The organism is Bacillus sp. TH13 (genome assembly GCF_016651175.1).
GTDB classification, from domain to species: Bacteria; Bacillota; Bacilli; order Bacillales; family Bacillaceae_G; genus Bacillus_A; species Bacillus_A thuringiensis_S.
Map to the genome: position 1 here is coordinate 857,342 of NZ_JAEKEJ010000025.1, position 22,635 is coordinate 879,976.

The following is a 22,635-nucleotide window of genomic DNA, read 5'->3' on the forward strand; positions in this document are numbered from 1 at the left end:
ATAAAACAAACGAGAAGTTAACCTTCTGGTTCAGTTTGATTCTGCGTAGTTCCTTGTGTTACAACACTTGTTTTATCCGCATTTCCCCCATCATATTTGACATTTTTAACTGCAAAATAAATAAGAAAATGTCCAGCACCTAAAATACATAATAAGTAAGGTAAACTTTTTCCAGGTGGAAAGAATAGTACAGCACATAAAAAACTTAAAATGGAACAGATTCTTCCGGCATTTAACCATAACTCCCGGACAACGACATATTCCACACGCCATTCTCTCGCATTTTTAGCTCTACCAATTACGTCATATGTCATTGACCCATATGGAACAAGTAAAATAGGATATGCAACGGCAATACATGCCGCATAAATAAGTAATTTCGTGTATGTAACATTGAAAATAACTAAAAAGACGACAGCATATAAAATAATGCCCCCAAGTAAAATTGCTTTTTTCCGCCACTCTTTCTTTAACATGCGAGCGACCAAGTAATAACATACAAAGGATACAGCAGAGTTCACTAAACTATATTTCCCTAATGCGAACTCACTATTAGTTGCTAAATAAACATATACTGAAATGACAAAAATAAACGTTCCTTCTCTCAATCCTTGGAAAAAATGAGCTCGTGTAATCTTCCCCCAATTTTTATCAACTCTTCGTTCTTTCAATACTTGCACAATTTCATAACGCCCTTCACATTCTCTTTTAGATAAAAAGAAACTTAAGACGACAGCAATTGCAAATAAAACTAATGAAAGAAAGAATATAACAGTATAACCACTCCATTTCTCCATGCGTGAAATTGTGTATCCTGCTGCTATTGGTCCAATCATCCCAGAGAAAGATGTAAGAAGTCCAAGAAATCCATTAAAGAAATCTCTTGTTTCTGGTTCTGTAATTTCAAATGTCAATAAGTTAAAAGCCAACCAGTAAAAACCGTATCCTACTCCTAAAAGAGCCCCCATTAATAAAATATACTGGGAAGCACTTTTTCCAGCCACTAAAACAACGATAAAAAAAATTGCGAGCGTTCCTACTCCTATTCGTAATAAAATCGAGCGATCGATACGTTTCGCTAATTTCCCCCCTACAAGAAATGTGAGAGGCTGTAATACAACGCTGGCCAAATTATACAAGCCAAGATTCACATAATTTTGTGTTTGCTTCCATAAATAAATATTTACAAACGTATTCGATAAAGAAATTGCGAGCGTGTATAAACCTCCTATAAGGAGCAATAACACTAAATCCCGATTCACTTCAACGTCACCAATTATATGTTTCCACTTCATACACAACTCTCCTTTACTTCATGTTCTAGTCTTCCAAAGACAAGCCCAATTATGTAAAAGGAAAGCATAGAAAAAAGCTAGGGGCTCTCCCCTAGCTTTTTCTATATTTATTACGATTATTTTGCTTCTTGGTAACGTTTTTCAGCAGCGTTCCAATCTACAACGTTCCAAAATGCGCCGATGTAGTCTGGACGACGGTTTTGGTAGTTTAAGTAGTAAGCGTGCTCCCAAACATCTAAACCGATAACTGGAGTTTTGCCTTCAGTTAAAGGAGAATCTTGGTTTGGAGTGCTTGTTACTTCTAACTCACCATTGTTTACTACTAACCAAGCCCAACCAGAACCGAAGCGAGTTGCGCCAGCTTTTGCGAATTCTTCTTTGAATGCATCGAAGCTACCGAATTTCGCTTCAATTGCAGTTGCAAGTTCACCTACAGGTTGTCCTCCGCCGTTTGGAGATAGGATTGTCCAGAAGAATGTATGGTTAGCATGTCCGCCACCATTGTTACGTACTGCTGTACGGATCGCTTCTGGTACTTCGTTTAAGTTTGCAACTAATTCTTCTACGCTTTTGTCAGCTAATTCTGCATGACCTTCTAAAGCAGCGTTTAAGTTTGTAATGTACGTGTTGTGATGTTTTGTATGATGGATGTTCATTGTTTCTTTGTCAAAGTGAGGCTCTAAAGCATCATACGCATAAGGTAAATTTGGTAATTCGTGTTTTGCCATTGTTATATTCCTCCCAGTTTATGTATTGCCACTTAAGTGACATACAACTTCATTCTACCCTAATTGCCATAGGGTGCAAACAAATAAATCACATTGTCTTGCTATCATTAAAGTAGCAAAATTCCCACTTCTTTTCAATTAAAATGCTCATATATTCCGTAAAAAAAGCTTCCTTCTACAAGGAAGCTTCCTGCTAACATAATAAACATGCGAAATGGATATGGACCCTGTAGGACTCGAACCTACGACCGGACGGTTATGAGCCGTCTGCTCTAACCAGCTGAGCTAAGGGTCCACAATTATGTATGTAACAACATATCAAATAAAGGAATTCCTATCGGATATGCCCTTTAAGAAAGGTAAGATAAATTTACCATATAGAAAAGAAAAGTGTCAATTGTATTTTTCTTATTTAAAAGAAGAAAGTTAATAAAAAGAAATTTAGTTATCTCCACTATATGTAAATATAATATATCTTGAGATTCTCTAGATTCCTACGTTACAATGATTTTATACATACATAAAGGAAGTGAATCTATGTCCATATTTACCCAATTCGTAAAAAGCATATACTCGCCTAAAGATATGGCGCTATTCCGTTTTCAAAAAATCGGTAAAACCATTTTGTATATTATGCTACTTTGCTTAATTACTACTATTCCAAGAACTTTTTTGTACGGTAGTTTTATCCAAGATGGTGTAGGCATGGTAAATCAAGTCATCGATAAAGATTTACCTGACTTTAAGATTGAAAATGGCGAACTAAAAGCCGATATTGATCAACCTATTGAAAAAGAAGACGGAAATGCACTTTTCGTATTTGATCCAAATTCAACAGACCTAGAAAAATATCAAAATAAAACAGGTTTATTTGTTTTAAAAGATAAAGTAGTCTCTATGGGAAATGGTCAAACACAAACGTATTCTTATAACGATTTGTTAGGTGCATCTCTTGAGAAAAAAGATCTACAAGAATTTATTTCTTTATTCGATAATATTTATCCAATTTTATTATTCGTTATCGGATTCTTAGTGTACCTATTCCAATTATTCATCACTTTTGTAGGCGTGACTTTACTTGCGTTCATCGGTTCTGCTATGAGCGGTCAACGTAAACTATCCTATAAACAAGTTTGGACACTAACTGCATACAGCTACACAATCCCAACCATTTTCTTCATGATTATGGATTTATTCAAAATCGTCGTACCTGGGGCAACGTTCATTTATATTGCAGTTGTTTTAATCGTTCTGTACTTAACGATTAAAGAAGTTCCAAAACCGAAAGAAAAATAAGAACGAAAAAAATGCCTAAATAGGCATTTTTTTTTTGGACAAGCATATATTCCTAGCAAAGGAGTGAAGAATATGAAGAGGTTAGGTATATTCCTATTCGTGCTTGTTCTCGGTTATGTATTTTATTACGATATAAAAATCGGTACTTTACCGATGTTAAGTTCATATAAAAAAACAACCGCTGCCCAAACGATTAAAAAAGAGAACGCAGACAACCAACAAAATAAAGAGAACAAAACAGAAAAAGAAACGGATGTATCTTATAAAACAATTGAAGTAAAAACTGGTGAGACAGTTCTTTCTATTACAGAACAAATTAACAAGAAAAAAATTCCTTCTATAGAAAAAGTCATTGACGACTTTAAACTATTAAACAAAAGTACATCTGCTACAAAAATACAAATTGGAAAGTCTTATAAATTCCCGTTATATCAATAAGCTATCACTTAATCCTTGTCAATTACATAAAGGCGCTGATACAATAGTAAAAGTGAAACCGAGCACTTCGGTTTCTATAGCCCTATATCACGTATACTATCATTGATATGAGGGACTAAATAAGAAACTTCTTTTATAAGGAGAGCGATCTATTCGTGAATGAAATGACTCATCGTACAAAAACACGTCCAGTTAAAGTCGGTAATTTAACAATCGGCGGTAATAATGAATTAATTATACAAAGTATGACAACAACAAAAACACATGATGTTGAAGCAACAGTTGCTGAAATCAAGCGTTTAGAAGAAGCCGGCTGTCAAGTCGTCCGCGTTGCCGTTCCAGATGAACGCGCAGCAGATGCTATTGCTGATATAAAAAAACAAATCAACATTCCACTTGTTGCTGATATTCATTTTGATTATCGCCTTGCTTTAAAAGCAATTGAAGGTGGCATCGATAAAGTACGTATCAATCCAGGTAATATTGGTCGTCGCCATAAAGTAGAAGCTGTTGTAAATGCAGCAAAAGAACGCGGTATTCCAATCCGTATTGGTGTAAACGCTGGTTCATTAGAGCGTCACATTTTAGAAAAGTACGGGTACCCAACTGCAGATGGTATGGTTGAGAGCGCGCTACATCATATTAAAATTTTAGAGGACTTAGATTTCCACGATATTATCGTATCTATGAAAGCCTCTGATGTTAACTTAGCAATCGAAGCATACGAGAAAGCTGCTCGTGCTTTTGATTATCCATTACATTTAGGTATTACAGAGTCTGGAACATTGTTTGCCGGAACTGTAAAAAGTGCCGCTGGTCTTGGAGCAATCTTAAATAAAGGCATCGGAAATACACTACGTATTTCATTAAGTGCTGATCCAGTTGAAGAAGTAAAAGTTGCTCGTGAACTATTAAAATCATTCGGTCTTGCGTCTAACGCAGCAACACTTATCTCTTGTCCAACTTGTGGTCGTATTGAAATCGATTTAATTAGCATTGCTAACGAAGTGGAAGAATACATCTCTACACTTCAAGTACCAATTAAAGTTGCAGTACTTGGTTGCGCTGTAAATGGCCCTGGTGAAGCTCGTGAAGCTGATATCGGTATTGCCGGTGCACGTGGAGAGGGATTATTATTCCGTAAAGGGCAAGTCGTTCGTAAAGTACCAGAAGAAACAATGGTAGAAGAACTGAAAAAAGAAATCGACGTAATTGCTGCTGAAATGGCTGCTGAACGAGAAAAAGAAAAAGAGACACAAGAACAATAAAAAGAAGGTTGCCACAATATTTGTGAGCAACCTTCTTTTCTACGCAAAAAAGCTCGTCAGTTATATAACCGACGAGCTTTTACTTTGCACATTTTGGACAACGGCCATATATTTCAAACTTATGACCCGTTACTTCATAACCAGTAAAATCTTTATTCATAAAATCCATTGGACAGGAAGTAATCTCTTTCGTCCCCCCACAATCCAAACAAATAAAATGATGATGATGTTCCATAATAGAACAAGTAAAACGAAAATGTTTTTCACCATTTAATTCCGTTTGTTCTAAAACACCAATCTCAGCAAAAACTGTTAAGTTACGATAAATCGTATCAAAACTAAGCCCTGGATAGTCGTCTTTCATATGCTCTAAAACGTCTTTCGCAGTTAAATAACGATTATGTGCTGCAAATAATCTGAGCATCTCTTCTCTTTTTCCAGTATGTTTGTATCCTTTTTCTTTCATTAGGCGTAAAGCTTCTGTTAGATTCATACCTATCCCTACTTTATGCAGTTTTTTTCTTCTTCCATAAAATCGCACCGATTAAAATAAGAACTGCTATCATAACAATTGTACCACCTGGTGCTAGATCAAGTTGATACGAAGCAAACATTCCACCAATAACTGCAATTTCACCAAATAAAATGGAAAAGAAAATTGTTTGTTTAAATCCTTTAGCAATACGAATACTCGCTGCAACTGGCAACGTCATTAATGATGATACGAGAAGAACCCCTACTACACGCATTGATACTGCAATGACAAGAGCAACTAATATAATGAAAATAAAGTGAATCCATTTCGCTCTTAAACCAGTTGATACTGCGTATTCCTCATCAAATGATAGTAGAAACAGCTCTTTATATAATAAAATAATTGTCGCAACAACAACAATTGCTACAATCCCAATAATAATTAAATCCGTACTTGTTACAGCACTAACACTACCAAATAAATAACTAAATAAGTCTGTGTTAAATCCATTTGCAAGTGAAATGAAAATAACTCCAACTCCCATCCCTGCCGAAAGGATAATCGGAATTGCTAATTCTTGATAGTGCTTATATACAGTTCTTAACTTTTCGATTAGTAGCGCTCCACCAATTGAAAAAATCATCCCCATATATAAGGGGTTTAAAAATCCACCTGTAAAAATGGTTTTTTCAAGTAATAAACTTGCTGCAATACCTGATAACGTCACGTGACTTAATGCATCCGCAATAAGAGATAAACGACGAATAACAACAAACACACCAATTAGCGGTGCAACAAGTCCAATTAAAATACCTGCGTATAAAGAATTACGTAAAAAGTCATATTGTAAAAAATCTTGTATCATTATATCCTCCCGTGATGCTCATGTTCGTGTTCTAAACGATGAACATGATGTCCATATAAGACGGACATTTCTGCATCTTCTAACTCTCGGAACTTCTCTACATTTCCATGGAAATGTAGATGTTGGTTTAGGCATGCAACATGTGTTACTTTTTCGGTAACAGCTCCCATATCATGAGTAACAAGAATTAATGTGATTCCCAACCTTTTGTTTAAATCCTCTAATATTTCGTAAAAACTTTCCACATTTTTTACATCGATTCCAACAGTAGGCTCGTCTAAAATAAGCAATTCAGGATCACTAACAAGCGCACGAGCAATAAATACACGCTGTTGCTGTCCACCAGAAAGCTCTCCAATGTTACGACCTTGAAACTCACTCATCCCTACATCAGCAATTGCTTTTTCTACCTTTTTCTTATCTTCTTTTGTGAAAAATCGAAAAAGCCCTTTTTTCGAAACAAGTCCCATTGACACAACTTCAGAAACAGTTGCTGGAAAACCAGAATTGAAACTATTTGCCTTTTGGGATACATAACCAACTTTGTTCCATTCCTTAAACTTCTTACTATCAACGCCAAACACGCGAATGCTTCCTTCTTTTGGCTTTAAAACGCCTAATAAACACTTAAGTAAAGTTGATTTACCTGAACCATTCGGTCCCACTAAACCTAAAAAAGCTCCCTTCGGAACTTGCAAATTAATATTTTCTAACACATTCCGATCTTCGTATCGGAATGTTAAACCTTCAATCTCTAATATATTATTCATAGCATCTCACCTATTTTAATTCAGAATGATTCCGATTTATATCTATTTGAATTATAGTACAGCTTATTATAGTTGTAAACCAATCTGCCTAAAATATATCTATTTTTTCAAGAAACCTTACTATTATAACAAAAAGCAGAGAAAAATTCTCTGCTTCGAAAAATATTCCTATAAATTTTTAGTGAATAGCCGATTTAAACTTACCACCATTTGTCTCTTGCGTGTTCATAATCGTAACAAACGCATTTTCATCAATTTCATGCACAATTGATTTTAACTTCGTCACTTCTAGACGCGTTACAACTGCATAAATAACTTCTTTTTCTTTATCCGTGTAACCACCTTTTGCTACCAGCTTTGTAGTTCCACGGCCAAGACGATGCAAAATCGCGTTTGATACTTCCTCATATTGATCAGATACAATTAAAACCGCCTTCGTTTCATCTAGCCCTTGAATTACTGTATCGATCGTTTTAAATGCGATATAGTACGTCATAACAGAATACATCGCTTGTTCCACACCAAACACAAATGCTGCCCATGCAAAAATAAATAAGTTCACAAACATTACGAATTCACCAACAGAGAACGGTAATTTCTTCGTTAATAAAATCCCCATAATTTCAGTTCCATCTAACGACCCACCATGACGAATTACAAGTCCTACACCAAGACCTAAAATAAGCCCACCAAACACTGTCGCTAAAATAGGTTCTGTTGTAAATGGTGGCACCGCATGTAACGTTGACTCAATGAAAGCTAACGCTACAATACCAAATGTCGAAGATAACATAAATGTTTTTCCAATTTGCTTATAACCCGAATACATAAATGGGATATTGAGAACAACGACTAAAGTAGAAAAACTTAACCACCAAATGTTAGGAGTAAGATAATCTAATATAAGAGAAATACCAATAATTCCACCATCAATAATTTTATTTGGCATTAAAAATAGTTCAATCGCTACCGCCGCGCATGCTGCTCCAAAAATAATCATAACTAAACGATAAATGAGATGAATAACACTTTCTTTTCGATGTTGCTTTTGCTCCATAGGTCCTCCCTTTACTCTTTTTCTGTAGTTTTGTCCTTATATTATAACATACGCTTCTTTTCCTCATGAAAAAAGAAACTCCATACGAATATGTACAAGCTATATGCTCATATATTTCGATAGAAGAACGCGTGAAGGAGGATAACAAGATGAACCTCATAAAACAAATTGTTAATAAAAAATTAAATCATATTTCTACAAAAGAGTTATTAAAATATAGCAAAGAATATGAAGTTTCTATTACGACTGCACAAGCTGACCAAATCGTTTTACTTATGAAAGGTAAAAATATTAATATTTACGATAACAACGAGCGACTAGAGCTCTTAAAACAGATTGCAAAAGTAACCTCTCCTGCCACTGCCCAACAAGTAAATACATTATTTCAGCAATTACTAAAATAAGGAGGGGAAATCCCCTCCTTATTGCCAGGCTGTGGAGAAAGTCTTCTCCACAGCCTGTTTTTGTGTCTGAACCTCTTTTTATGTGTCAACACTGATAAAAAGAGGTAAAGGAGAGATTTTTTATGATGGGTGCTTTAAAAAATCATCGTGATGAACGTGTATCTGTTTCTGTAGAAGAGTTGGTTCCACAAGATCATTTCCTTCGTGCGATCGAAGCGACAATTAGTTTTGATTTTATTGAAGAGAAGTTACGCCCTTATTACTGTGAAAACAATGGACGTCCGTCAATCCATCCTATCGTTTTATTTAAAATGATGTTTATTGGATATTTTTACGGTATTCGTTCGGAGCGTCAATTGGAAAAAGAGATTAAAACGAATATCGCCTACCGTTGGTTTTTAGGGTTTTCTCTATCAGATACTATTCCGGATCATTCTACAATCAGTTGGAATCGTCGTACTCGCTTTATTCATACAAATATTTTCGAAGAAATTTTTGATGAGATCGTGAGGCAAGCGACAGAGCACCGGATGGTGGGAGGACGTGCGCTGATGACAGATTCTACGCACATTAAGGCCAATGCTAATAAAAATAAGTTTGTACATAAATATAAAAAAGAAAAGGCAAAGTTTTATATAGATGAACTAGAAGCTGCGGTAATTGAAGATCGTGAGGTACACGAAAAAAAGAATTAAAACCCAGAAAGGAAAGTGATACTCCCACTAAAAAACTCGTATAAGTACTACGGATCCAGATAGTGGATTTTTAATGAGAGATGGAAAACCGAACGGTTTTCATTTCTTAGACCATCGTACGACTGATGCGAAGTACAATATTATTACAGATACTTATGTAACGGCTGGAAATATGGCAGATTCCGAGCCATATTTAGCGCGTCTACAAGCTCAAATTGATAAATTCGGATTTAAAGTGGAAGCTGTAGCTCTTGATGCAGGCTATTTTACAGGGTATATCTGTAAGAAATTATCGGAGAGAAATATATTTATGGTGATGGGGTATCGCCGATTTGGAAAACGAAATAAAGAAGTACCAAAAAGCCAATTTAAATATGTAGAAGAAATGAATGCATTTGCTTGTCCGATGGGGTGTATTTTAGAGTATGCGACAACGGATCGTGAAGGATATTGTCACTATAAATCCAACCCAGAAGACTGCGCTGTTTGTCCGCTACGTGAGGTATGTTTTTCAAAGAAACAAAAACAAAAAGTTATCACTCATCATATATGGGAGAAATATAAGGATATCGCTAGAAAAAACAAACTAACAGTTACAGGGAAAAAGTTGTACAAAGTACGCTGTTCAACTATAGAGCGAAGCTTTGCGGACGCCAAAGAACTACATGGCTATCGATATGCTCGATTTCGGGGGCTGAAGTCTGTCCAAATGCAGGCTTATCTCACCGCAACTTGTCAAAACATGAAAAAAATAGCCCTCCATCTGACCAAAAAAGGTCTGGTGGAGGGCTATTTTTTTGAAACTCTATTATTTTATGTTGTTTTTATTCGCTAAAATCAAAATGATTCCAGAGTGTGGGGAACCCTAAAGGGTTTCCCAACACTCTGAAAATAAGGAGGGGAAATCCCCTCCTTATTGCGCTTTAATTTTTTCAAGAAGCCCTTCATCAAAAGTACCGTTTTTCAGCATTTCGATTTCCAATTTGTATGGTGGCTTCTTATCTTTTTTATCTTCCCCTACATACGGTGTTTCAAGAATTTTTGGTACATGCATTAACTGTGGATGATGTACAATATGATGCAACGCTTTATACCCAATATGACCAAATCCGATGTTTTCATGACGGTCTTTTCCTGCTCCGCATACATTTTTACTATCATTAATATGAAGTACTTGTAAACGATCTATACCAACGATCTTATCAAATTCGTTTAATACACCGTCAAAGTCATTTACAATATCATATCCTGCATCGTGCGTATGACACGTATCAAAGCATACAGATAGCTTTTCATTATATTTTACGCCATCAATGATCTTTGCAATTTCTTCAAAGCTACGACCACATTCTGTTCCTTTTCCTGCCATCGTCTCTAAGGCAATGTTAACCGTCTGTTCTGGCGTTAGTACTTCATTAAGCCCTTTAATAATTTGTTGAATACCAGCATCTGCTCCAGCACCAACGTGCGCTCCTGGGTGAAGAACAATTTGTTTCGCTACACCTAATGCCGATGTTCTTTCAATTTCCATACGAAGGAAGTCTACACCTAATTGGAATGTTTCTGGCTTTGTCGTATTCCCAACATTAATAATATACGGTGCATGGACGATAATCTCCTCAATTCCATTCAGCTCCATATGTTTTCTTCCTGCTTCTATGTTCAATTCTTCAATTGGTTTTCTTCGTGTATTTTGCGGTGCACCTGTATAAATCATAAACGTCGTTGCACCATATGAAACAGCCTCTTCACTTGCTGCTAATAACATTTTCTTACCACTCATGGAAACATGAGATCCAATCTTTAACATACAATCACCTCTTCAATATACAATAGATATAATGATAGCATAATTTGTAGAAATATGTAGTGAATTGTTTGTTCACAAAAGACGCACTACACAAATTTATTTGACTATTTAAACAGACTATACTCTTCATTTAAATTAGCGGGATTAAAAAAAGATAAGGGAAACCCCTTATCTTTTTTTATTGCTATATTTTCTCTTCACTTTGTCACGTTCTGTTGCAAGTTTACGTTTATAGTTTGGTTTTACTTTTTTCGGTTTTTTAATAACTTTCGTTGCCATAACATCAAGTTCGTCATTTGGTTTTTTACGGCTCTTACGACGACGACGCTCACCTAAATCCGCCCACTCATCTCCACGTAAATCTACATGTTTAAACTCGATATGACGTTGTTTTTCTAAGCTATCTAACGCTTCTTCGTTTGCTGGATCATAAATCGTCACTGCAATACCAGAATGCCCCGCACGTGCTGTTCTTCCAACGCGGTGAACGAAGAAATCTAAATCTGATGGTAGCTCATAGTTAATAACATGGCTAATCCCTTCAATATCAATACCACGTGCTGCTAAATCAGTCGCAACAATATATTGGAATTCAAGGTCACGAATTTGTTTCATCATTTTTTTACGATCACGTGGTGATAAATCCCCGTGAATTCGTCCAACTTTTAAGCCGCGTTCCATTAATCCATCAGCAACTTGATCTGCCATCTTTTTCGTATTCGTGAAAACAACTGCTAAATACGGTTTAAATTGAAGTAGCATTTTATTCACTAAATCAATTTTATTACGATGTTTAGAAGGCACTAAATAGTGTTCAATGTTTCCAGCTGCAACTTGTTTTGGATTGATATGAATATGCTCTGGATTCTCCATATATTTCTTCAGAAACGGTTTTAGTTTTTGAGGAATTGTTGCAGAGAAAACTAGCATTTGCAAGTTTTTAGGCATACGTGCTGCAATTTTATCTACATCATGAATAAATCCCATATCAAGCATTAAGTCTGCTTCATCGACAATAATCGTATTTGCTTTATGAACAAATAATGCTTGTTCTTCAACTAAGTCTTTAATACGCCCTGGTGTCCCAACTACGATATGAGGTTGTTTTTTCAATTTTTCAATTGAACGTTGTTTATCAGTTCCACCAATTAAACAACGCGCTGTAATCATTTGATCTTCCGCACAGAATTTTGTTAATTTCACAATCTCTTCGTAAATTTGTTGTGCTAACTCACGAGTAGGTGCTGTAATAACAAGTTGTACTTCTTCACGGCTTGCATTAATTCTGTTTAATGTAGGAAGTAAGTATGCATGTGTTTTCCCAGAACCTGTTTGGGATTGCCCAATTACACTTACACCTTTTTTCACGACCGGGAAAATTTTCTGCTGAATTCCTGTCGGCTCTGTAAAGCGTAGTTCACGAACTGCATCTATTAAAAATGGTTTAAAATCATACTGTGTAAAAGTTTTTTGCGTCATAAGTTACACCTTCTTTCTAAAATTTCTACTGCGCGCACAAATCAGTCAAGTCTACATTATATCGAAATCTACAAGTAAAATCCATCTTTAGTTTAGGTTTTCACTTCAAAAACTAACCTTCTTCCCTTTTATTGCATATTGTATGTGTATATACCTAACTGAAGAAAGGAGGATTTCTCACATGTTTCCGAAATCCCCTACAAGGCAAATGTATCCGAATCAAGGACAACAACCTTATACACCATATCCCATTCCACAACTACCACCAATGGCGCAAAAAAAGAAAGGTTTTCTTGCTAAGCTTTTTAAAAAACACGATCCAACCGAGCCTTTTATGCAAATGGTTCCGCCTTACCGACAAATGGAAGGCCCGCCGATGATGCATCAGCAACCACCGCCGCAGCAATATCAACAGCAATACCAGCAACAATATCCTCAGCAACATCCACAATATCAACCATACATGCAGCAACATCCTGAGCAAATGATACCGCCTCAAATGTATGAATCAAATGAAACGCGCGGCGGGGCAGCAACTACAGCTACAGCAAGCAGTGGCATCGGCAGTTTTTTTTCGAATTTAATTTCGAATCCAACTAATATGATAAATAACATCGAAAAAGTATCCCAAGTCGTTCAATCTGTAGGTCCTGTCGTCGAACAGTACGGTCCTATTATGCGTAGTCTACCAAGCATTGTTAAAATCCTCACCTCTGGAAAAAGTACGGAAGAAAATCAAACGGAAAATGTAACAGAGCCAGTTGAGGTAGAAAGTCCGCCTCCTACACCTCAAAAAAAGAAACGAAAACGAAAGAAAATAGTGATTGAACCTGTAATAGAAAAAGAGTTACCGAAAGAACCAGTTCAACAAACAGCAACAAAACCAAAACTATATGTGTAACAATCCTTTGTTTTCTATCCACTCCTCCTTTATAATGTAAAAGACTATGCACAAAAGTATCCCTTGTTTAGAAGGAGAGGATTACTCATATGAAAATTGTTAAAATTTCCCCTCGTGGTTATTGCTACGGTGTTGTCGATGCAATGGTAATTGCACGTAACGCCGCATTAGATAAATCATTGCCGAGACCCATTTATATTTTAGGTATGATTGTTCACAATAAACATGTTACAGACGCTTTTGAAGAAGATGGAATCATCACATTAGACGGTCCAAGTCGCTTAGAAATTTTAGATAAAATTGATTCTGGTACTGTTATTTTCACTGCACACGGTGTTTCTCCAGAAGTTAAACAACGCGCAAAAGAAAAAGGTTTAACAACAATCGATGCCACTTGTCCAGATGTTACCAAGACGCATGACCTTATCGAAGCTAAGAAAGCTGAAGGGTATCATGTCATTTATATCGGTAAAAAAAATCATCCAGAGCCAGAAGGCGCAGTCGGTATTGCACCTGACATTGTTCACCTTATCGAAAGAGCCGATGATTTAAAAACATTAGAAATCCCAACAGATAAAATTTTAGTAACGAATCAAACAACGATGAGTCAATGGGATGTTCAACATTTAATGGAGGACATTCAAAAAAAATTCCCAACAGCAGAATTCCATAAAGAAATTTGTTTAGCAACTCAAGTTCGCCAAGAAGCTGTCGCTAAACAAGCTGATGTTGCAGACTTAACAATTGTTGTTGGTGATCCGAAAAGTAACAATTCAAATCGCTTAGCACAAGTATCACAAGAAATCGCAGGTACAAAAGCATATCGAGTTGCTGATGTAAGCGAAATTCAATTAGAGTGGCTACAAGGTGTAGAAAACGTAGCTGTTACAGCAGGTGCTTCCACTCCAACTCCAATTACAAAAGAAGTTATCGCTTTCTTAGATCAATATGACCCAATGAATCCCGCTACATGGGAGAGAGTTCGAAAAGTACCGTTACAAAAAATATTACCTCGTGTAAAAGTGAAAAAAGAACAATAATAAAAACCGTTGCCTATATGAGCAACGGTTTTTATTTTTCTTATACAAATGTAAATGGATCTGTATGTAATTGCGAAGCATGAATGTGTACATTGAGTTTCTTTGCATCCACTTTTTCTTGTAATTGCTTTTGCACACCTTGCTTCATTACTTTTTCAACGTTATGTCCTGGGTCAACTATATTTAAACCGAGCATCATCGCATCATGAGCAACATGATAATACATGTCACCTGTTACATATACATCCGCTCCTTTAAATTTAGCTTGATTGATGTATTTGTTACCATCACCACCAAGTACAGCTACTTTACGCACTTTATCATCTAATTTCCCAACAACTCGTGCACCCTTTACATCTAATGATTGCTTTACATGTTCTGCAAACTGTCCAAGTGTCATTTCTTCTTTTAAGTATCCTATTTTCCCAAGCCCTAATGTTTCGCCTTTGTTATCAAGTGGATACACATCATACGCTACTTCTTCATATGGATGTGCCGTTACCATCGCTTTAATCACTTTTCGTTGTAGTGAAACTGGAATAATCGTTTCGATTCGCACTTCTTCTACGCGCTCTAACTGTCCAGTTTCCCCTACATAAGGATTTGTCCCCTCTTGAGGTACAAACGTACCTGTACCCTCGCTACTAAACGTACAGTGGCTATAATTGCCGATATGACCAGCACCTGCGTCTCCTAATGCTTTTCGTACTTCTTCTGCATGAGTTACTGGCACAAACACAACAACTTTTTTCATTTCTTCTGCATATGTCGGTGCCAAAACTTCTGTATTTTGCAACCCCAACGCCTCAGCAAGTAAATCATTTACCCCGCCCTTGGCAACATCCACATTTGTATGCGCTGCATAAATGGCAATATCATTTTTAATACACGTTTCAATAATTCTTCCGTACGCTTTATCTGTATGAATCGCTTTTAACGGATTAAAAATTAAAGGATGATGCGCGATAATGACATTCGCTCCTAATTGAATCGCTTCCTCCACAACTTCCTTCGTTACATCTAACGCAATCAATACGTGTTGTACAGATTTATTAAGCGCTCCAATCTGCAGACCAATTTTATCTCCTTCCATCGCCAAATGCTTCGGATACATACTTTCAAATAAAGAAATAATTTCATGGCCGTTTGGAATTTTACTCATGATAAAATCTCCCCTATCATTTTCATTTTCGCTTCTACTTCTGCACGTTTCGCTTTTGTTTCTTCAGAATTAGCCGCACGTTCTAACTGTTTTAAAATATTTTGGAAGTTTTTCAATTCCCCTTCCCATTTCTCACCAAAAGCTTCATTTTTCTCTTTTATTAGAAATGGCCCCATAAACAATCCCGCTTGTTTATTTTCCGAGTAAGGTGCTTCGACATTTCCTCGCTCTCCTACTAAAATCTCGTAAATTTTCCCATCTTCTTTTACGATTTTTTCATGGATAAGCTCCCAACCATTTTCAACAAACCATTCACGAATATGATGTGCTGCAATATTCGGCTGTAAAATTAAACGTGTTACACCTTCTAATTTTTCTTTACCACTTTCTAAAATGTCACGAATTAACGCTCCGCCCATTCCAGCAACCGTAATAACATCTACTTCTCCTGGCGCGATAACAGCTAATCCATTCCCTTTACGTACATCTACTTTATCTTGTAAGCCACTTTCAGCTACAGTTGCTTGTGCAGAACGAAATGGTCCATCTACAACTTCACCTGCAACTGCTTTTGTAGCAATATTATTTATAATTGTATAACACGGTAAATACGCATGATCCGATCCAATATCAGCAACTGTAGATCCTACTGGTATTTCACGCACAACTTCTTCTAATCGTTTTGAAAGCTTTACTTCATTCATGTATTTCCATTACTCCTTCTCTTGTCAGTCTGTCTCCATGATAATGAATTTATAGTAGTTGTTGCAAGCCCATAACAACAATTCACTTCTCTATCATTCATCGTATTTTAGAAAATATAGAAAAACAAGCCCTTTGCATAAGCAAAAGACTTGTCATACGGAACTTTATTTTTTCTTCGATAACCAATCAGCTACTTTAGTGGCTTGATCAGCTGGAACTATATTGGCAGGCATATTGCCCTTTCCTTTGGAAAGAATTTCTTTAATTTCATCCTTTGAAAGTTTCCCACCAATTTTTTGTAAGTTAGGTCCTACTGCCCCTTGTAACTGATCACCATGGCAGCTCGTACAGCTTTGCTTCACAATATCCTCTGGTTTTGATGCTGTTTGTGCTGGCTTCCCGCCATTTTTTGCATCAGCTAACTCTTTAGATTTATTTAGCCCCTGAAATGAAAATACAAACATAACGATAATACCTAATGCTGCAATAAGAGCGAACGGAATCAGCGGATTACGTTTCATATCTCTTCTCCCCCCTCTATACCCCTAAATAGTTAGATGATTCAGTCATTTCCATTGTACTTGAAAACGCTCTATCAGAAAAGAGTAAACTACTACTTGTTAAAAATATTCCATAAATTCAGTTTATTGTTTTTTATTGTCATATAGCTTATTATTTCGATAATTATTAACGTTTCTCATCATATTTTTCGCTTTTCTACATATATTTTTGTATAGAATAAACAAAATTAATCGAAAAATCGAAAAATGAGCATTTGCAAATCAAAAGACAATTCTGTAAAATAAATTACAAGAAATTGTAATCGTTGCCGATAGCTAAATTTTAACAAAAATTAACAAAATAAAAAAGTTTACTTCACAAAGGTGAAGTAAACTTAAAAAATAACCTATTCTAAGAAATCCTTAAGACGCTTACTACGACTTGGATGTCTTAATTTGCGAAGTGCTTTTGCTTCAATTTGACGGATACGCTCTCTCGTTACGCCGAATACTTTCCCAACTTCTTCAAGCGTACGAGTTCGTCCATCATCTAAACCGAAACGAAGACGCAGAACATTTTCTTCACGATCTGTTAGTGTATCTAACACATCTTCTAATTGTTCTTTTAGCAATTCATAGGCTGCATGGTCCGCAGGCGATGTTGCTTCTTGGTCTTCAATAAAGTCACCTAAATGGGAGTCATCTTCTTCACCAATTGGTGTTTCAAGAGAAACTGGCTCCTGTGCAATTTTTAAGATTTCACGTACTTTTTCTGGAGCAAGATCCATTTCTTCACCAATCTCTTCAGGAGACGGTTCGCGACCTAAATCTTGTAATAATTGACGTTGTACACGAATTAACTTATTAATCGTTTCAACCATATGAACTGGAATACGAATTGTTCGCGCTTGGTCTGCAATGGCACGTGTAATAGCTTGGCGAATCCACCAAGTTGCATACGTACTAAATTTGAAACCTTTACGATAATCGAACTTTTCAACAGCTTTAATTAGACCCATATTACCTTCTTGAATTAAGTCTAAGAAAAGCATACCACGGCCTACGTAGCGCTTTGCAATACTTACTACAAGACGTAAGTTTGCTTCTGCAAGACGACGTTTCGCTTCTTCATCGCCTTCTTCAATACGCGTTGCAAGTCGAATTTCTTCTTCTGCAGATAGTAAGTCTACACGACCAATTTCTTTTAAATACATACGAACAGGATCGTTGATTTTAACCCCAGGTGGTACACTTAAATCATTGAGGTCAAACTCTTCTTCTGTCTTTGTAATTTGGCGATTATTAGGGCCTTCTTCGTTGTCATTATCACCAACTAAGTCAATGCCTTGTTCACCTAAATATTCATAGTATTCATCCATTTGATCGGATTCAATTTCAAATCCATTCATGCGTTCTGCAATCTCTTCATATGTAAGAACGCCACGTTTTTTTCCGAGCTCAGTGAGTTGTTCTTTCACTTGCTCAAGGGTCATTTCAGTTTCAATTTGTTTAGAACGAGCTGGTTTGTCAGCCATCTGTTCCCCTCCTTACGCGAGATACAAACATTCATTATACTAAAACTTTATCAAAAAAGCTATTTTCTCGCTTTTTGATTTTGTAAATATGCTACATAATATTTAGCAGCCTCTACAGGATCTGTTTTTTCCATTTGTTTCACTTTAAAGATGATCTCCATCTTTTCAAGTTTTTCCTGATGCCGTCTAAGCGTCTCCAAATGGCCTTGCAACACTTCTTCTGTGTATTCTGGATTAATAAATTCATCCGTCGAAATATCAGTGATAATATTTTTCAACTTTTCATCAGAGAGCCAACTTAAAAATGTTCCGACTGAAGGTTCATTTCCCTTTTCATAATATGCGTATAGTTCATATAAAATCCCTTTATGTTCTTCTGTATGAAAATCTTCTATATGGGATTCCATACGAACAGCTACTTCTGCACTTTGCAACATATGGTAAATAATTTCTCTTTCCGCTCTTTCAAAACCTGTTAACTTCGGTTTTGTTTGAACGACTTGAGACGGTTTAGCAACCTGCTTTATTTGTTTTTGCTGTACCTTTTGTTCTTTGCGATATTGGTGCAATTGATTCAAAAGTGTTTCCATTGAATACGAAAATTCTTGCGATAATGACTTCAAATATGACTCTGCCTGCATCGCATCTTGTAACAACGATAACTCTTTTAAAACACTTTTCACATATTCTTCTTTGCCAGACTCATCTTGCAAATTTTTCCCTAAACGCAAATAATTTATTTTAAAACCAACAAAACTCACACTTGATTTCACAAGATTTTCAAAAGCGGTAGTCCCATATTGTTGCACATATTCATCAGGATCAAGCTTATCTGGCAAGGATGTGACTTTCACTTGGCAACCAACTTTTAGCAATAATTGCCCTGCTTTCATCGTCGCTTCTCGCCCTGCTTTATCACCATCATAGCAAAGAACAACAGTTTCAACGTTACGTCGCAGAAGTTTTGCTTGTTCTTCAGTTAAAGCCGTTCCCATTGTCGCAACGGCTTCTTCCACGCCACTTTTTACCGCAGCTAGTACATCGGCATATCCTTCAAAAAGAACCACTTGCCCACGCTTTCTAATAAACGGTCTTGCTTGGTGGAAGTTATACAACAATTTACTTTTGTGAAAAATTGGCGTTTCCGGGCTATTTAAATATTTTGGAGTGTCATCTCCTAACGCCCTTCCACTAAACGCTATCACCTTACCTTGTAACGTATAGATCGGGAACATAACTCTTCCACGGAAGCGATCGTAATGACTACCATCCTTCTCACTTCTTATTAGAAGGCCAGCTTGTTCCATACTAGACAGCGATAAACCTCTTTTTTGTAAAATTTTCGTCGCTGCATCCCAAGCAGGTGATGCATAACCAATTTCAAACTTCTCAATCATCTCTTTCGTAATACCACGGTTTAATAAATATGAAAGTGCTTCATTTCCCTCTTCCGTATTTACTAATAAATGATGATAATACTTTTTCAATAATTCATGAGCTTGTTGCATGATGACAGTGTCATCAGATATGTCTTCTTGTTGTCCTTGCCCTGATGTGTACTCTGCAACCGCAATTCCATTTCTTTCGCCTAGCTTTTGAACAGCCTCGGTAAAAGCCAGTCCTTCCATTTTCATTAGAAATGAAAATACATTTCCACCTTCTCCACATCCGAAGCAATGAAAAATTTGCTTATCAGATGAAACAGAGAATGAAGGAGAATTCTCACCATGAAATGGACAAAGGCCGAAATAGTTACGCCCCTGTTTTCTAAGTTGAACGTATTCACCAATGACTTCTACAATATCGGATGATGTCCGAATCTGTTCAACAACTTCTTCGGGAATTCTGTTCCCCATAACTCCATCTCCGTGTCGTATTTTGTATTCGATATAAATTAAAAAATTCCTTTATAATTCGACAATATTTTTCTAAACTTGTTAGAAAGTGTTGCCGATTACATTGTATAAACGATTTTGAACCTTTCCTATAGGTCCTTTATCTGCATAAATCGCATATACATACTTGCTATATAAAATTGTATACATTTGCTCATCTGTTACAAATGTACCTCTTAGAAACAATACATATACACCTTTTTACAAGAAGAGTAGCAAGCCACATATACTGTTTGATCTTGAGATCTGTAGCTTTTTCATGGTGATCCATATAACAATCAACTCCATTTTGTTCAGTATCTACAAAGATCCAATTTCCTTGCTATTTCCTTAAAGGATGAGCATATGATGCGACAAACAAAATTCCGACATGAAATTCCGCTCCAACTTGCACAATTTCAGTCTTCACGGGACATGCATCTATACCAACTAATATGTTGTTGATGTTTTGCATATTTCTGTATTCTACATCCCTTCTGTGAATCCTTCCATAATGTGCGTTTTCTTGTATAGATTTTGTCGATTTAACGTAATTACATGTCTTTTTCGTAAATCCTATCCCTAGTTTATTCTGAAAAATTAAAGTCTAAACGTAAAATATAGGTTTTTATCACAATTTTTTATTATAATATATTTTCTTCAACTACGCTACATATCCCTTTATTTTTTCATCTTACATTTCAGGATGACAAACTTACACCTTGAATATACTAAAAGACAAAGGAGTATAAGTATAACCATTACACTACAATCTATTACAAAATCTATAGGTATCATATTTCACACGAGCGAAAAAAGCACATTCACCTTTGGTAAATGTGCTAAAACATTTTTTGGTTTTGCACTGCATTCACAATAATATTTGCTGTTTCTTCAATCGCTTTATTCGATACATCGATTACTTGGCAATTTATTTTACTAATTACTTCCTCAAAGTGATCAATTTCTTCTTGAATACGATTAATATTTGCATATGTTGCTCCATCACTTAATCCAAGTGATTTTAATCGTTCTTTTCGAATATGATTTAACTTATCTGGTGTAATTTTCAAACCGAAACATTTTTCTTTTGCCACTTGATATAGTTCTTCAGGTGGGTCAACTTCTGGTACGAGTGGTACATTCGCAACTTTCAAGCGTTTGTTATGAGCTAAATATTGAGAAAGTGGTGTTTTTGATGTACGCGAAACACCAATCAACACGATATCTGCTTTTAAAATACCTCGTGCATCTCTGCCGTCATCATACTTCACAGCAAACTCAATCGCTTCAATTTTTTTAAAGTATTCTTCATCTAACCTACGGACAACACCTGGCTCATACCTCGGCACTTGCCCCGTAATTTCTTCAATTTGATCAATAAGAGGGCCGATAATATCGTATGCCTCTACCCCTTCTCTTGCAGCCTCTGTTACTAAATACTGGCGCATATCAGGCTTAACTAACGTAAAACATATAAGTGCTTGATTACTCTTAGCAATCGAAATCACTTCTTTTAATGTCCCTGTATCTTCTACATACGGTACACGTCTAATATCAGGAGCAAACGGGAATTGCCCCATTGCTGCTCGAACAACCAAATCAGCCGTTTCCCCTACAGAGTCAGATACGACATATACGATTTTATTATCCATTACATTACCTCACTTTAAACAAATTACACTTATTCGTTATTTACTAAATTTACAAACGCACGTGTAATATTTGTTTTTGTAATTCGCCCAATCACTTCTAAACCTTGTTTCGTATCTTTCACAACTGGCATTGCATCAATCTGTCTTTCTATTAATTCCATCGCAATATCATATAAAGAATCCTCTCTACGACACATTGCAATGTTTGGCATCCTTGTCATGATAATATTAACCGGAAGAGAGGTTAAATCCTGCTTTCCTAAGCTCGCTCTTAATAAATCTTTACGAGACACAACACCAACTAATAGAGTCATCTGATCTACAACGAACAATGTACCAACGTCCTCTAAAAACATCGTACAAATTGCATCGTATACGGAAACATTTTTATCAATTACAACCGGTCTAGATTGATAATCTTGTACTTTAATTTTCTTAACAGCTTCAGATAATAGCTGCCCCCCAGTTTTACCCGTATAAAAATAACCTACGCGTGGACGTGCTTCTAAATAACCAGCCATCGTTAAAATTGCTAAGTCTGGTCTTAGCGTCGCACGTGTTAGACCCAATTGCGCTGCAATTGATTCCCCTGTAATAGGACCGTGATCTTTTACAATCTGAATGATATGTTCTTGTCGTTTATTCAGCTCTATGATAATCACCACCTTTAATGCACAACGAAA

At 36.2% G+C, this 22,635-nt stretch carries 23 protein-coding genes, 1 tRNA gene and 1 pseudogene; 7 read left to right on the forward strand and 18 right to left on the reverse strand.

What is annotated here, in order from left to right:
- Window positions 1-17: 17 nt before the first annotated feature.
- The 3 genes from JFU02_RS12695 to JFU02_RS12705 form a co-directional block, all read right to left on the reverse strand.
- Window positions 18-1,295, reverse strand: coding sequence for an MFS transporter (locus tag JFU02_RS12695; protein ID WP_000871389.1), 1,278 nt, complete (start codon window positions 1,293-1,295; stop codon window positions 18-20).
- A 116-nt stretch (window positions 1,296-1,411) separates the two neighbouring features.
- Window positions 1,412-2,023 (reverse strand): superoxide dismutase [Mn], encoded by a 612-nt coding sequence (sodA, locus tag JFU02_RS12700; protein ID WP_001052031.1) that lies wholly within the window; start codon window positions 2,021-2,023, stop codon window positions 1,412-1,414.
- Window positions 2,024-2,244: 221 nt separating this feature from the next.
- Window positions 2,245-2,318 (reverse strand) — tRNA-Ile (locus tag JFU02_RS12705).
- A 242-nt stretch (window positions 2,319-2,560) separates the two neighbouring features.
- On the opposite strand from JFU02_RS12705, the gene yqgB reads away from it, so the two are divergent.
- The 3 genes from yqgB to ispG all read left to right on the forward strand — a co-directional run bounded on the left by yqgB (window position 2,561) and on the right by ispG (window position 5,025).
- Window positions 2,561-3,319 (forward strand): protein YqgB, encoded by a 759-nt coding sequence (yqgB, locus tag JFU02_RS12710; protein ID WP_000021892.1) that lies wholly within the window; start codon window positions 2,561-2,563, stop codon window positions 3,317-3,319.
- Between the two features lie 72 nt (window positions 3,320-3,391).
- The gene (gene yqfZ, locus JFU02_RS12715; RefSeq protein WP_000825420.1) at window positions 3,392-3,757 is read left to right on the forward strand and encodes a protein YqfZ; all 366 of its coding nucleotides are present in this window, start codon (window positions 3,392-3,394) and stop codon (window positions 3,755-3,757) included.
- Between the two features lie 164 nt (window positions 3,758-3,921).
- The gene (ispG, locus tag JFU02_RS12720; RefSeq protein ID WP_153577907.1) at window positions 3,922-5,025 is read left to right on the forward strand and encodes a flavodoxin-dependent (E)-4-hydroxy-3-methylbut-2-enyl-diphosphate synthase; all 1,104 of its coding nucleotides are present in this window, start codon (window positions 3,922-3,924) and stop codon (window positions 5,023-5,025) included.
- 79 nt (window positions 5,026-5,104) lie between these two features.
- Here the strand turns inward: ispG and JFU02_RS12725 are convergent, their stop codons facing one another.
- The 4 genes from JFU02_RS12725 to JFU02_RS12740 all read right to left on the reverse strand — a co-directional run bounded on the left by JFU02_RS12725 (window position 5,105) and on the right by JFU02_RS12740 (window position 8,192).
- On the reverse strand, window positions 5,105-5,518 hold the full coding sequence (locus JFU02_RS12725) for a Fur family transcriptional regulator (RefSeq protein WP_001054516.1): 414 nt from the start codon (window positions 5,516-5,518) through the stop codon (window positions 5,105-5,107).
- 13 nt (window positions 5,519-5,531) lie between these two features.
- Window positions 5,532-6,365 carry a metal ABC transporter permease gene (locus JFU02_RS12730; RefSeq protein ID WP_000613815.1) on the reverse strand — a complete coding sequence of 278 codons (834 nt, stop codon included), beginning with the start codon at window positions 6,363-6,365 and terminating at the stop codon, window positions 5,532-5,534.
- Window positions 6,365-7,135 carry a metal ABC transporter ATP-binding protein gene (locus JFU02_RS12735; protein ID WP_001059662.1) on the reverse strand — a complete coding sequence of 257 codons (771 nt, stop codon included), beginning with the start codon at window positions 7,133-7,135 and terminating at the stop codon, window positions 6,365-6,367. The genes JFU02_RS12730 and JFU02_RS12735 overlap by 1 nt, the downstream gene beginning before the upstream one ends.
- A gap of 178 nt (window positions 7,136-7,313) precedes the next feature.
- On the reverse strand, window positions 7,314-8,192 hold the full coding sequence (locus tag JFU02_RS12740) for a YitT family protein (protein WP_000435962.1): 879 nt from the start codon (window positions 8,190-8,192) through the stop codon (window positions 7,314-7,316).
- Between the two features lie 149 nt (window positions 8,193-8,341).
- Between JFU02_RS12740 and JFU02_RS12745 the strand changes: the two genes are divergently transcribed.
- Both JFU02_RS12745 and JFU02_RS12750 read left to right on the forward strand, forming a co-directional pair.
- Window positions 8,342-8,596, forward strand: a complete 255-nt coding sequence (locus tag JFU02_RS12745) for a DUF2624 domain-containing protein (protein ID WP_001048958.1) — start codon at window positions 8,342-8,344, stop codon at window positions 8,594-8,596.
- A 122-nt stretch (window positions 8,597-8,718) separates the two neighbouring features.
- Window positions 8,719-10,126: pseudogene (locus JFU02_RS12750) on the forward strand (IS1182 family transposase).
- 78 nt (window positions 10,127-10,204) lie between these two features.
- On the opposite strand, the gene JFU02_RS12755 reads toward JFU02_RS12750, so the two are convergent.
- Together JFU02_RS12755 and JFU02_RS12760 are read right to left on the reverse strand one after the other, a co-directional pair.
- Entirely contained in the window at window positions 10,205-11,101 is an 897-nt protein-coding gene (locus JFU02_RS12755) for a deoxyribonuclease IV (RefSeq protein ID WP_000912457.1), read from the reverse strand.
- A gap of 168 nt (window positions 11,102-11,269) precedes the next feature.
- Window positions 11,270-12,580 (reverse strand): DEAD/DEAH box helicase, encoded by a 1,311-nt coding sequence (locus JFU02_RS12760; RefSeq protein WP_000192443.1) that lies wholly within the window; start codon window positions 12,578-12,580, stop codon window positions 11,270-11,272.
- A gap of 181 nt (window positions 12,581-12,761) precedes the next feature.
- Between JFU02_RS12760 and JFU02_RS12765 the strand changes: the two genes are divergently transcribed.
- The gene (locus tag JFU02_RS12765) at window positions 12,762-13,481 is read left to right on the forward strand and encodes a YqfQ family protein (RefSeq protein ID WP_061666287.1); all 720 of its coding nucleotides are present in this window, start codon (window positions 12,762-12,764) and stop codon (window positions 13,479-13,481) included.
- A gap of 89 nt (window positions 13,482-13,570) precedes the next feature.
- The gene (locus JFU02_RS12770) at window positions 13,571-14,521 is read left to right on the forward strand and encodes a 4-hydroxy-3-methylbut-2-enyl diphosphate reductase (protein WP_000706658.1); all 951 of its coding nucleotides are present in this window, start codon (window positions 13,571-13,573) and stop codon (window positions 14,519-14,521) included.
- Between the two features lie 40 nt (window positions 14,522-14,561).
- Here the strand turns inward: JFU02_RS12770 and JFU02_RS12775 are convergent, their stop codons facing one another.
- From JFU02_RS12775 to ccpN, 9 genes are all read right to left on the reverse strand, one after another.
- The gene (locus JFU02_RS12775) at window positions 14,562-15,683 is read right to left on the reverse strand and encodes a Nif3-like dinuclear metal center hexameric protein (RefSeq protein WP_000036249.1); all 1,122 of its coding nucleotides are present in this window, start codon (window positions 15,681-15,683) and stop codon (window positions 14,562-14,564) included.
- Entirely contained in the window at window positions 15,680-16,387 is a 708-nt protein-coding gene (locus JFU02_RS12780) for a tRNA (adenine(22)-N(1))-methyltransferase (RefSeq protein ID WP_001006546.1), read from the reverse strand. The genes JFU02_RS12775 and JFU02_RS12780 overlap by 4 nt, the downstream gene beginning before the upstream one ends.
- A 165-nt stretch (window positions 16,388-16,552) precedes the next feature.
- The gene (cccA, locus tag JFU02_RS12785) at window positions 16,553-16,909 is read right to left on the reverse strand and encodes a cytochrome c550 (RefSeq protein WP_000828142.1); all 357 of its coding nucleotides are present in this window, start codon (window positions 16,907-16,909) and stop codon (window positions 16,553-16,555) included.
- 386 nt (window positions 16,910-17,295) lie between these two features.
- Window positions 17,296-18,423 carry an RNA polymerase sigma factor RpoD gene (rpoD, locus tag JFU02_RS12790; protein WP_000764066.1) on the reverse strand — a complete coding sequence of 376 codons (1,128 nt, stop codon included), beginning with the start codon at window positions 18,421-18,423 and terminating at the stop codon, window positions 17,296-17,298.
- Between the two features lie 59 nt (window positions 18,424-18,482).
- Window positions 18,483-20,279, reverse strand: coding sequence for a DNA primase (gene dnaG / locus JFU02_RS12795; RefSeq protein ID WP_000528221.1), 1,797 nt, complete (start codon window positions 20,277-20,279; stop codon window positions 18,483-18,485).
- An 81-nt stretch (window positions 20,280-20,360) separates the two neighbouring features.
- On the reverse strand, window positions 20,361-20,504 hold the full coding sequence (locus JFU02_RS12800; RefSeq protein WP_000479748.1) for a hypothetical protein: 144 nt from the start codon (window positions 20,502-20,504) through the stop codon (window positions 20,361-20,363).
- Window positions 20,505-20,640: 136 nt separating this feature from the next.
- The gene (locus JFU02_RS32750) at window positions 20,641-20,772 is read right to left on the reverse strand and encodes a PIN domain-containing protein (protein WP_086407246.1); all 132 of its coding nucleotides are present in this window, start codon (window positions 20,770-20,772) and stop codon (window positions 20,641-20,643) included.
- A gap of 367 nt (window positions 20,773-21,139) precedes the next feature.
- Entirely contained in the window at window positions 21,140-21,952 is an 813-nt protein-coding gene (locus tag JFU02_RS12805; RefSeq protein ID WP_000368949.1) for a pyruvate, water dikinase regulatory protein, read from the reverse strand.
- A gap of 29 nt (window positions 21,953-21,981) precedes the next feature.
- On the reverse strand, window positions 21,982-22,614 hold the full coding sequence (gene ccpN, locus JFU02_RS12810) for a transcriptional regulator CcpN (protein WP_000583756.1): 633 nt from the start codon (window positions 22,612-22,614) through the stop codon (window positions 21,982-21,984).
- Between the last annotated feature and the right edge of the window lie 21 nt (window positions 22,615-22,635).